General features: G+C 43.7%; 9 protein-coding genes, 1 rRNA gene and 1 pseudogene. 6 read left to right on the forward strand and 5 right to left on the reverse strand.

Annotated elements, in window-relative coordinates; all coding sequences use genetic code 11:
• Nucleotides 1-148 precede the first annotated feature (148 nt).
• Entirely contained in the window at nt 149-895 is a 747-nt protein-coding gene (locus NSTCB13_RS35305) for a Uma2 family endonuclease (RefSeq protein WP_448275654.1), read from the reverse strand.
• A gap of 182 nt (nt 896-1,077) precedes the next feature.
• On the opposite strand from NSTCB13_RS35305, the gene uvrA reads away from it, so the two are divergent.
• From uvrA to NSTCB13_RS35320, 3 genes are all read left to right on the forward strand, one after another.
• The gene (gene uvrA, locus NSTCB13_RS35310; protein WP_448275655.1) at nt 1,078-4,014 is read left to right on the forward strand and encodes an excinuclease ABC subunit UvrA; all 2,937 of its coding nucleotides are present in this window, start codon (nt 1,078-1,080) and stop codon (nt 4,012-4,014) included.
• A gap of 76 nt (nt 4,015-4,090) precedes the next feature.
• Complete coding sequence (locus tag NSTCB13_RS35315) at nt 4,091-4,423, forward strand: DUF6883 domain-containing protein (RefSeq protein WP_445626312.1); 333 nt, start codon at nt 4,091-4,093, stop codon at nt 4,421-4,423.
• Nucleotides 4,424-4,440: 17 nt separating this feature from the next.
• The gene (locus NSTCB13_RS35320; RefSeq protein ID WP_448266704.1) at nt 4,441-4,659 is read left to right on the forward strand and encodes a DUF4926 domain-containing protein; all 219 of its coding nucleotides are present in this window, start codon (nt 4,441-4,443) and stop codon (nt 4,657-4,659) included.
• 353 nt (nt 4,660-5,012) lie between these two features.
• Here the strand turns inward: NSTCB13_RS35320 and NSTCB13_RS35325 are convergent, their stop codons facing one another.
• The 3 genes from NSTCB13_RS35325 to NSTCB13_RS35335 all read right to left on the reverse strand — a co-directional run bounded on the left by NSTCB13_RS35325 (nt 5,013) and on the right by NSTCB13_RS35335 (nt 6,759).
• Entirely contained in the window at nt 5,013-5,495 is a 483-nt protein-coding gene (locus tag NSTCB13_RS35325) for a hypothetical protein (RefSeq protein ID WP_322682373.1), read from the reverse strand.
• 125 nt (nt 5,496-5,620) lie between these two features.
• On the reverse strand, nt 5,621-6,145 hold the full coding sequence (locus tag NSTCB13_RS35330; RefSeq protein ID WP_445626314.1) for a hypothetical protein: 525 nt from the start codon (nt 6,143-6,145) through the stop codon (nt 5,621-5,623).
• A gap of 161 nt (nt 6,146-6,306) precedes the next feature.
• On the reverse strand, nt 6,307-6,759 hold the full coding sequence (locus NSTCB13_RS35335; protein WP_445626315.1) for a cupin domain-containing protein: 453 nt from the start codon (nt 6,757-6,759) through the stop codon (nt 6,307-6,309).
• 182 nt (nt 6,760-6,941) lie between these two features.
• Here NSTCB13_RS35335 and NSTCB13_RS35340 point away from each other — a divergent pair, with 182 nt between their 5' ends.
• Both NSTCB13_RS35340 and NSTCB13_RS35345 read left to right on the forward strand, forming a co-directional pair.
• Nucleotides 6,942-8,504 (forward strand): hybrid sensor histidine kinase/response regulator, encoded by a 1,563-nt coding sequence (locus NSTCB13_RS35340; protein WP_448275658.1) that lies wholly within the window; start codon nt 6,942-6,944, stop codon nt 8,502-8,504.
• A gap of 106 nt (nt 8,505-8,610) precedes the next feature.
• Nucleotides 8,611-8,985, forward strand: a complete 375-nt coding sequence (locus NSTCB13_RS35345) for a response regulator (RefSeq protein WP_448266701.1) — start codon at nt 8,611-8,613, stop codon at nt 8,983-8,985.
• Nucleotides 8,986-9,160: 175 nt separating this feature from the next.
• Here NSTCB13_RS35345 and NSTCB13_RS35350 read toward each other — a convergent pair.
• Nucleotides 9,161-9,250 (reverse strand): annotated as a pseudogene (locus tag NSTCB13_RS35350) (carboxylating nicotinate-nucleotide diphosphorylase); the annotation flags it as partial.
• Between the two features lie 311 nt (nt 9,251-9,561).
• Here NSTCB13_RS35350 and NSTCB13_RS35355 point away from each other — a divergent pair.
• Nucleotides 9,562-11,050 (forward strand): 16S ribosomal RNA (locus NSTCB13_RS35355).
• The last annotated feature ends 113 nt before the right edge of the window (nt 11,051-11,163 follow it).

An 11,163-nucleotide genomic window follows, 5' to 3' on the forward strand; every position in this document is an offset into this window, starting at 1 on the left:
GCACGCTGCCGTTCTTTTGCTGCTAACTCCAAACCCCACAGTAATAATTCGCCATCGTCCCTTGTATTTCAGGGCGGGCGAGACGCCCACCCTACAAGAATCATGCCTTGATTCAGCAATGCCCCCGATTAAAAAATTGCACGCGGCACTACTCCTGAGAAAGGGTTCGCACTTCTTCCACTGACAATCCCAAAGCTTGGGCAATCTGTTCAATGCTCAAATTCATTTGCAACAATCGGGGTATGGCATCTCTTCTGGCTTGTTCTGCAAGTTCCGCCCGTTGTCGTTCTTGTTCAGCCCGTTGTCGTTCTTGCTCGACATTGCGAGAAATTTCTGTGTAAGTTAAAAACCGTTCTCCGTCAGGGCGATATAACTGCAAACCCTCTGTTGATAAAGCAAACCGAATTTTTAAACGGGGACTCACCCAATCTTCCATTTGGGGGATGACATCTAAACCATCTTCGCGGCGCAACCATCCACGCAAATTATTGCGATCGGGATCGTAAATGTAGTACTCTTCCACGCCATAGCGATCGTAGAAAAGTAATTTTTTATCCATTTCAGTTTGGGTGTTGCTGGGAGAAAGAATTTCAAACACCACTTGTGGTGCAACTCCCTCTTCTTTCCATTGTTGGTAGCACAAGCGATCGCCCTTTGGTCTACCCAATACCACCATCACATCTGGGGCGTTAACAATTGTGTTACGTCCTTCTACCGGATACCAAAATAAATCCCCAGCGACAAAAACATTGGGATCGTCAGCAAATAGCCACTCTATATTCTGCTTAATTTCTACAATCCAGCCAAACTGTATGGTATTATTAGCCACTGGTTGTCCGTCACTATCTGGGTAGATGACCTCTGCCTGGGTCGGCGGTTGGATTTGCGATACCATAGCTTCGCCCTCAGAAGGATATTTAATCAGGATGCTTCCAAATTAGCAGACTCTTAAGGATGTCTGCGCCATGAATCTGGAACGATAACTAACTAAAACAGTACTATTGTTCTACAATAAACCGATTAAAGATAGTATTATTAAGGACTGTTTCATCAGAAACTCCTTCTTTGCCGCCCAATATGTCAGACCAACAGCTAGCAGCATCCTTGAATGGACATCTTCCGTACCCCAGCCACAACAGCCAGAATACCATTCGGATTCGGGGTGCTAGGCAGCATAATCTGAAAAATATTGATTTGGAATTGCCACGCGATCGCCTAATCGTATTCACTGGCGTTTCGGGTTCAGGTAAGTCTTCCCTAGCCTTTGATACCATTTTCGCTGAAGGGCAACGTCGCTATGTGGAATCCCTCAGCGCCTACGCACGGCAATTTTTAGGACAACTGGATAAGCCGGATGTCGAAGCAATTGAAGGCTTAAGTCCAGCAATTTCCATTGACCAAAAATCGACTTCTCATAATCCCCGTTCCACTGTGGGTACGGTGACAGAGATTTACGACTATTTGCGGCTGTTATTTGGTCGGGCTGGCGAACCCCATTGTCCGATATGCGATCGCTGTATTGCACCCCAGACAATCGATGAAATGTGCGATCGCATTATGGAATTACCAGACCGCACCCGCTTCCAAATCCTTGCACCCGTTGTCCGGGGAAAAAAAGGCACACACCGTAAGCTTTTGTCAAGTCTGGCATCCCAAGGTTTTGTTCGCGTGCGGATCGATGGCGAGATCCGCGAACTGTCAGATTCAATTGAATTGGATAAAAATCTTACTCACACCATCGAAGTGGTAATTGACCGCTTGGTAAAAAAAGATGGTATCCAAGAGCGTTTGGTTGATTCTCTGTCTACGTGTCTCAAGCAATCGGGTGGTATTGCCAGTATTGTCATTAGTCATGAGTCATCTAAGGAAACCCCCCCTAGCCCCCCCTTGGCAAGGGGGGGTGCCGAAGGCGGGGGGTTTAATAACGAAGAAGAATTAGTATTTTCAGAAAACTTTGCTTGTCCAGAACATGGCGCGGTAATGGAGGAACTATCGCCGCGATTGTTCTCCTTTAACTCACCTTATGGTGCTTGTCCGCACTGTCATGGTATCGGCACTTTAAGAAGATTTGCGCCAGAGTTGATCGTACCTGACTGGGAAGCGCCAGTTTACGCTGCGATCGCGCCTTGGTCAGAAAAAGATAATTCTTATTACTTGGAATTACTCTATAGCGTGGGGCAGATTTATGGATTTGAGTTACAGACAAATTGGGGCAAGCTGACAGAAGAACAGCAGCAAATTCTTCTGTTTGGAGAGAAAGATGAACGAGCCGCAGAGGCAAAAAGAAAGCAGAGCTTTAAAGGTGCTATTCCAATTTTGCAACGGCAGTATGAGGGTGGTTCGGAATTAGTTAAGCAAAAATTAGAGCAGTATTTGATCGATCAACCGTGTGAAGTTTGTCTGGGAAAACGGTTAAAACCGGAAGCCTTGGCGGTGAAGTTGGGACAATATGGAATTTTAGAATTAACTGGGGTATCAATTCGAGATTGTCGAGAGAGAATTGAGCAATTAAAGTTGAGCGATCGCCAGTTACAAATTGCTGATTTAGTCCTGCGAGAAATCAAAGCCAGATTGCAATTTTTGTTAGATGTAGGTTTAGATTATCTCACCCTTGACCGTCCAGCCATGACCCTTTCTGGTGGCGAAGCCCAACGAATTCGTCTAGCAACGCAAATTGGTTCTGGATTAACAGGAGTTCTCTACGTTTTAGATGAACCGAGTATTGGTTTGCATCAACGAGATAATGGCAGATTGCTGAAAACTTTAACGAAATTGCGCGATTTGGGTAATACATTAATTGTCGTTGAACACGACGAAGAAACAATTCGTGCAGCTAACTACATAGTTGATATCGGCCCTGGTGCAGGAATTCACGGCGGAAATATTATCGCCCAAGGTGATTTTCAGGCATTATTAGCAGCAGAAGATTCTTTGACGGGTGCATATTTATCAGGAAGACGAGTAATTACCACACCAGCAGAACGCCGAGAAGGAAATGGGCGCAGTTTAGGAATTAAAAATGCCCATCGCAACAATTTAAGAAATATCGATGTAGACATTCCATTAGGTAAACTCGTCTCGATCACTGGTGTGTCTGGTTCTGGCAAATCTACTCTGATTAACGAATTACTGTACCCATCTCTGCAACACCATTTAACAAAGAAAGTTCCCTTACCCAGACATTTGGATAAAATTCAGGGATTGAATGCGATTGATAAAGCGATCGTTATCGATCAATCTCCTATTGGACGCACACCACGTTCAAACCCTGCAACTTACACAGGAATTTTCGATGCGATTCGGGATGTCTTTTCCCAAACCGTAGAAGCCAAAGCTAGAGGTTACAAACCCGGACAATTTTCCTTCAACGTCAAAGGTGGACGTTGCGAAGCTTGTAGCGGACAGGGTGTGAATGTTATTGAAATGAACTTTCTCCCGGATGTTTACGTACAATGCGAAATTTGTAAAGGTGCAAGGTATAACCGCGAAACTTTGCAAGTGAAGTACAAAGATAAATCAATTTCTGATGTACTGAGAATGACAGTTGAGGAAAGTTTAGACTTTTTTCAGAATATACCCAAAGCGATCGCGCGTTTGCAAACTTTATTTGATGTCGGGTTGGGTTATGTCCAACTAGGACAACCTGCGACTACCTTATCTGGTGGTGAAGCGCAACGGGTAAAATTAGCAACAGAACTATCTCGACGCGCTACAGGTAAGACACTTTATTTAATAGATGAACCGACAACAGGGTTATCTTTTTACGATGTTCATAAATTATTAGATGTGTTGCAACGATTGGTAGATAAGGGGAATTCAATATTAGTCATTGAACACAACTTAGATGTAATTCGCTGTTCAGACTGGGTGATAGATTTGGGGCCAGAAGGTGGCGACAAAGGCGGAGAATTAATTGCTGTGGGTACACCAGAGGAAGTTGCAAAAAATCCCAGGTCTTATACTGGGCAATATTTGCAGCAAGTTTTGAAGCAGTATCCGGCGATGAAATCTTAGTCTTTTGCAATTAGGGTACATTGCATAAAGGTCATATCCAAGTCAAAAAAGCGGAGAAAGTTGTAGCAAAAGTATTATGAAACTTCCTAACCGTGAATGCGCTATTGTTGAAATAGATAAAATCGCGGGTTACTGTCTCAACCCCGAACATCCAGAAGGAAAACACAAAGCCCGTGTATTTAAATCTGCACTAGGCTTAAATTTAGATGATGCAGAAGAATTACAAGCGATCCTTTTACAAGCAGTAGCAAATTATGATGCTATCCCTGGTAAAAGTAATGCATACGGTCAAAAATATATCATTGATTTTCCCCTGAATCGTTCAGATAAACAAGCAATTATTCAAAGCGTTTGGATAGTGCGTAATAATGAAGGCTTCCCCCGCCTAGTCACCTGTTATGTAATCTAAGCAATGAGGTAATACTAATGAAATTATTAGATGTGGTTGCCCTAACTGAAGACTTATTAGAATTGGGATTGCATCGCGGTCAAGTAGGAACGATTGTAGAAGAATATGAACCTGGAGTTTTTGAAGTAGAATTCAGCGACTTAACAGGAAAAGCTTATGCCGTAGAAACTTTAAATGTTAGTCAGCTAATGACTTTATATCATCAACCAATTGGTGGAAAAACATTATTAGTTTAACTGCCCTCCCTACGGTACTTTTGAAGTCGGTTCAACACCCACACCACATTTGCTTCTGAGAGGGCAAAATTATAGCGATATAGCTAATTCTCTACAGTAAAACCCTCAGAGTGCTTATACACCAAAGGTTTTGTTAGTTCATAAAAACTCTGAGGGTTCTGTCGAGATTTGGCGATATAGGGAAAATAAAATCAACAAATAAACAAACTTGCATCAACATGAAAACACTTTCCCAAAAGCCTCAGCTTGTTTTTTAGTGACTTATAGTCGACAAAATCCCCAACTTATTTAAGAAGTTGGGGATCTACTGTTTGCAATTATTACAAATAAAATAGGATTGCAATAAATGTTTATCAAGTTGTAGCTAAAGCTGGTTCTGCCAAAAAATATTTCAGATTTTCTTGCTGGGTAGCAAATTTCAAATATTGAGATGCCATTTCTGGTGTCAGCAATTCAATCATTAACCTGTTTTCCACCCAGAACTCAATCACATCAAAGAAAGAATCGCGGTTACAGCGCACTACACGCCAACCTTCACGAACACCAATTTTTTCAATTTCTTGCTGACTAATTGGTACAGAGATAGCTGCATGAATATCTGTATACCTGGAAGTAATAGCAGTATGTACAAATACGCATTCTTCATCACCTTCACCAGGTTCTATTTGAGAACCTAAAGGATAAAGTTCAATACCTGTACCGTATTCATCAAAAGGTAGAACCATATAACTTCCAGGATTAGGAGGAAAGGGAACAGCTTGCGCTTTTAAGATTTCCCCCAGAACTTGAGCAACATGACTAGGGTTTCTAACAGCAATTGAAATATGGTGAATCATAGAGTAACCTCAGTTCGATATTTTGTAGATTAGAAAACAATCGGGTAGAACTAGGGGAGGCAGGGGAGAGAAAAAATTCTTAACCTCAGCGTATTGGCTTCTATGCAAATTGAATGCTCATTAGCTTATTGAGGTCGTCCATAATGAGCGCGACCCTGACCATCGGCAGTCTCAAGTACTAAAACTTGCTGCCCATAATCATTCGTCTCAATCGACCACTGGTAAGTCTCAGGCTTTGCTGTGTTGCGGCTGGAGTAGGTGCGCCCGCTATTGCAGATTTGCCCTTTAGATGTGCTGTCGCTGGGTTGAAAAGTCAGGCGTTGAGCCTCAATCTTAACTTTGCCTTTTTCCTCTATGAAGAGGTTAGACGCACAGTTGTAGGTGTTAATTTGAATCAGTCTATTTCGCTTGTAGTTGCCATTAGATGCAAGTTGGAATTGGTCGCTAGAGCCATTTGGGGCTGCGGACTGCCCTGTGTAACTGTCTTGGTATTGGATAGATGAAATCCGGCCATACCGCCACTCGCCCTGGAGTTCAGCAGGCACTCCAGTGTCATTACCCGCCTGACTCGCGCTTGGATAAAAAGCAAGGCTAGCGGTGAAACCCAAACTTAGGGCACTAGCAGCGAAAAAGCGGACAGTTTTTGGCATGGAATAGAATAGCCTATTGGTTATTGAGTGCATAGCATTTTTGTAGAAATAGATTTATTTATCAACGAAAGCGATTTCCAACGCGAACCCTGCATGTTTCTATATCGCCTTTCCGAATAGGGGTACACAAATGTGCATCCAAATCCATCCAAACGAAAACTTCATGCAATAAACTGCAATCCATATTTGTTCAAAACAGGCTGTACTTTTTCCATATTTAGCGATGGACTATCTGCTACTTGACCCATTTCTTCATAAAAGTTTTTCGCACCCTTCGGCGAAATTAAAACCAGGAATTTCGCAGTAGCAGAACGAATCTTAAAGCCGTGTGCTGCATTGTGAGGAATATTAATGAAAAAGCCTGGTGATGCCAAAATTGTTTCTGTACCAATTTGGATGTCTAGTTCGCCTTCTAGAATATAAAACGCCTCTTCCCAAGGGTGAGTATGAAGTGGTGGGCCATTTTCTTCTGTATCTGTAATTTCATAAATGGTCCACGCTTGATTAGTCTCTTCTCCGGTTACTTTTGTTGTGAACTGTGCACCAATAACTGAAAATTTATTTCCTTCTCCTGATGCAAGAATAGTTGGTTTCCGTACGGTTGTACTTTGCATACAAGTTACTCCTTGTTGTGTAATGTAGGAAGTGATTCACAAACTTGATTTGATGTTTTTAACATTAGAAATTAATCGGGGAGAACTAGGGTAGATAAATAGGTAATTGCTATTTTTTTTGTAACTGATTATTAAGACATTGAACTAAGGTTAAAATCTCTAGAAAGAATTAGTAGCTTATTGTGGCTAAAGTCGATATTTCCATGCCTAAAGAGTCACCCAACTTCCCCAAAGCAGACATACTGGTGATTGATGACACGCCAGAAAACTTGAATCTCCTATCTGCCATGTTGACGGAACAGGGATATAAAGTTAGGAGTGTAACTAAAGGTTCTACAGGTTTACGGGGAGCAAATGCAGTTCCTCCCGACCTAATTTTGTTGGATGTGAATATGCCTGAGATGAATGGCTATGAAGTCTGCCAACACCTAAAAGCAAACGATCGCACCCGCGAAATTCCAGTAATTTTTATCAGCGCTTTGGGTGATGTGCTAGATAAGGTAAAAGCTTTTACAGCTGGTGGGGTAGACTACATCACTAAGCCTTTCCAACTAGAAGAGGTCTTAGCACGAATTGAAAATCATTTGACCATTTGGAAACTGCAACGACAACTCCAAGCTCAAAATGAGCGGTTGCAGCAGGAAATTTCTGAACGCGCCAAAGCAGAAGAGAAGTTTGCTAAGGTTTTTCGCTCTAGTCCCCCCAACCCGATCGCGATCGCTACAGTTTCCGAAGCTCGTTTTATTGATGTCAATCCCAGCTTCTTGAAGATGAGCGGCTATTGTTTAGAGGAAGTAATTGGAGATACTGCTACCGAACTTAATTTAGGTAAAAACACAGTCGCGATCGCTCAAACAATTCAACTTCTGCCGGAAACTGGCTCGCTGTACAATCTAGAATTTGAATTTTCTACAAAGTCTGGAGAACTCAAAACCATACTGATATCTCTCGAATTAATTGACTTAGGTGGAGTGCCATGTGCTTTATTAATTGCCAATGACATCACCGAACGTAAACGCCTAGAAAACGAATTTATCTCTTTAGTTAGTCATGAGTTGCGTACACCTTTAACTTCCACAATGGGAGCATTAGATTTATTGAGTTCAGGACAACTGGGAACTTTAACCGAACAGGGACAAAAAGTCCTCAGCATTGCCACAACTAATACTGAACGCTTGATTCGTTTAGTGAACGATATTCTCGATTTAGAGCGGATGAAATCGGGCAAAATCTTTACACGGAAGGCGAAGTGCAACGCCGCAGACTTGCTAATTACGGCAACGGAAGCAATGCAAGCAATGGCAGATAAATTACAAGTTCGACTAATTATAAATCCCGTACCAGTAGAACTTTGGGCAGATCCCGATCGCCTCTTGCAAACCCTCACCAATTTACTGAGCAACGCAATTAAGTTTTCTGAACCAGGTGACACTGTGTGGATAAGTGCCACTCTCTCAGAATCTAAAGGCGTTGAGTCTGAAGAAAATCAGCCTTCATCATTCAACTTTCTTTTAATTACGATCCAAGATGAAGGGCGAGGAATTCCTGAAGATAAATTACAGATCATCTTCGAGCGTTTTCAGCAAGTAGATGCATCTGACTCCCGCAACAAAGGAGGAACAGGTTTAGGACTTGCTATTTGCCGAGATATCATACAGCAACATGATGGTAAAATCTGGGTTCAGAGCATTTTAGGCAAAGGTAGCACCTTTTATGTACTGTTACCTTTAGTAGACTCTCAATAGCAGCCTTTAATTACCCAAATCTCCCCTACTTCTACCCGATTGCATTCTAAAATAGCTGAATACTAATCAAGCTAATCAGCATCACATATCATGCGAGAGTGACAATATGAGCAGAAATATCTTGATTGTTGATGATGAAGAAGATGTGCAGGCGATCGCAAAATTGGGATTAGAAATGGGTGCTGGTTGGAACGTGTTGACTGCTTGTTCTGGTTGGGAAGCGTTGAATCTAGCAGCCAACTCTAAGCTTGATGTAATTTTACTAGATATGATGATGCCTGATATGGATGGGCGTGCCACTTTGCAACAACTCAAGGCTAACCCCGTCACTAAGTCAATTCCCGTAATTTTACTAACTGCCAAAGTGCAGGAGTCCGCTCAAGAGGTGTTTACTGGCTTAGATGTAGCTGCTGTCTTTGCCAAGCCTTTCCGTCCCTTGAAACTAGCAGCGCAAATCAGTGAAGCATTAGGTTGGAACTGATTGTTTTGAGTGGTTATAGCAAATTTTGCTCTCCATATAATATGGTGACTGCTTTTCTTATTCACATTGATACAGAAGTGGGCAAAAGTGTGTACAAAACGATTCGGCGTTGGATACCATCTGTCAGATTGAGCCGCAAAGCAATTGATCTATAAATAATTTACGCTATGGGAAAGCGATCGCCCCTGCCAATATCCTCCAGCAACCAGCTACGCAACAGAGGATCTAAAACTAGTCTTGGCGGCAAAACAGCAGAATAGCTCACAAATTTATTGCTTCCTTAGAGACTTCCAGCAATACTATAGCCTAAAGCCCTTATCTTGCAAGGCTTTGATAGTGATGCAGAAGTAGTCCAAAAATAATTTGGGAAAAATAGTTGACACGAGGAATTAGGTTCGCTATATTGAATAAGTGCTTGAAGCGGAGCGAGAAAGAGCAACGCTTAAAGAACACCGAACCTTGAAAATATTATAGTTTGAAAGCGATTATACAGCAAGTGTATTGCGTCAAGCAAATAAAAATAACTAAGCTGAAGTTAAAAAAGAGCAGCTATTGAGCTAAAGAGCTTTCCAATTCAAAACGGAGAGTTTGATCCTGGCTCAGGATGAACGCTGGCGGTATGCTTAACACATGCAAGTCGAACGGTGTCTTCGGACACAGTGGCGGACGGGTGAGTAACGCGTGAGAATCTGGCTCTAGGTCTGGGACAACCACTGGAAACGGTGGCTAATACCGGATGTGCCGAAAGGTGAAAGGCTTGCTGCCTAGAGATGAGCTCGCGTCTGATTAGCTAGTTGGAAGTGTAATGGACTCCCAAGGCGACGATCAGTAGCTGGTCTGAGAGGACGATCAGCCACACTGGGACTGAGACACGGCCCAGACTCCTACGGGAGGCAGCAGTGGGGAATTTTCCGCAATGGGCGAAAGCCTGACGGAGCAATACCGCGTGAGGGAGGAAGGCTCTTGGGTCGTAAACCTCTTTTCTTAGGGAAGAACACAATGACGGTACCTGAGGAATAAGCATCGGCTAACTCCGTGCCAGCAGCCGCGGTAATACGGAGGATGCAAGCGTTATCCGGAATGATTGGGCGTAAAGCGTCCGCAGGTGGCAATGAAAGTCTGCTGTTAAAGAGTCTAGCTCAACTAGATAGAAGCAGTGGAAACTACATAGCTAGAGTACGTTCGGGGCAGAGGGAATTCCTGGTGTAGCGGTGAAATGCGTAGAGATCAGGAAGAACACCAGTGGCGAAGGCGCTCTGCTAGGCCGTAACTGACACTGAGGGACGAAAGCTAGGGGAGCGAATGGGATTAGATACCCCAGTAGTCCTAGCCGTAAACGATGGATACTAGGCGTGGCTTGTATCGACCCGAGCCGTGCCGTAGCTAACGCGTTAAGTATCCCGCCTGGGGAGTACGCCGGCAACGGTGAAACTCAAAGGAATTGACGGGGGCCCGCACAAGCGGTGGAGTATGTGGTTTAATTCGATGCAACGCGAAGAACCTTACCAAGGCTTGACATGTCGCGAATCTTGATGAAAGTTGAGAGTGCCTTCGGGAGCGCGAACACAGGTGGTGCATGGCTGTCGTCAGCTCGTGTCGTGAGATGTTGGGTTAAGTCCCGCAACGAGCGCAACCCTCGTTTTTAGTTGCCAGCATTAAGTTGGGCACTCTAGAGAGACTGCCGGTGACAAACCGGAGGAAGGTGGGGATGACGTCAAGTCAGCATGCCCCTTACGCCTTGGGCTACACACGTACTACAATGCTTTGGACAGAGGGCAGCAAGCGAGCGATCGCAAGCAAATCCCGCAAACCAAAGCTCAGTTCAGATCGCAGGCTGCAACTCGCCTGCGTGAAGGAGGAATCGCTAGTAATTGCAGGTCAGCATACTGCAGTGAATTCGTTCCCGGGCCTTGTACACACCGCCCGTCACACCATGGAAGCTGGTAGTGCCCGAAGTCATTACTCCAACCATTCGTGGAGGAGGATGCCTAAGGCAGGACTGGTGACTGGGGTGAAGTCGTAACAAGGTAGCCGTACCGGAAGGTGTGGCTGGATCACCTCCTTTAAAGGAGACCTACACCCCTTAGAGATCGAAAAGCAAACAGCTATATAGATACTAAGTTGGTCATTCCTTAGGTCAGTCGCAGACATTTGCAAATGTAGAAAGCTTTCAAACTA

The sequence above is a fragment of the Nostoc sp. DSM 114160 genome (assembly GCF_053470305.1).

Bases quoted from the DNA above. Each gene is read 5' to 3' on its own strand.
- NSTCB13_RS35325 (WP_322682373.1), bottom strand. From the start codon at position 5,495: ATGATTCACCATATTTCAATTGCTGTTAGAAACCCTAGTCATGTTGCT.
- NSTCB13_RS35335 (WP_445626315.1), bottom strand. From the start codon at position 6,759: ATGCAAAGTACAACCGTACGGAAACCAACTATTCTTGCATCAGGAGAA.
- NSTCB13_RS35315 (WP_445626312.1), top strand. From the start codon at position 4,091: ATGAAACTTCCTAACCGTGAATGCGCTATTGTTGAAATAGATAAAATC.
- uvrA (WP_448275655.1), top strand. From the start codon at position 1,078: ATGTCAGACCAACAGCTAGCAGCATCCTTGAATGGACATCTTCCGTAC.
- NSTCB13_RS35320 (WP_448266704.1), top strand. From the start codon at position 4,441: ATGAAATTATTAGATGTGGTTGCCCTAACTGAAGACTTATTAGAATTG.
- NSTCB13_RS35305 (WP_448275654.1), bottom strand. From the start codon at position 895: ATGGTATCGCAAATCCAACCGCCGACCCAGGCAGAGGTCATCTACCCA.
- NSTCB13_RS35330 (WP_445626314.1), bottom strand. From the start codon at position 6,145: ATGCCAAAAACTGTCCGCTTTTTCGCTGCTAGTGCCCTAAGTTTGGGT.
- NSTCB13_RS35345 (WP_448266701.1), top strand. From the start codon at position 8,611: ATGAGCAGAAATATCTTGATTGTTGATGATGAAGAAGATGTGCAGGCG.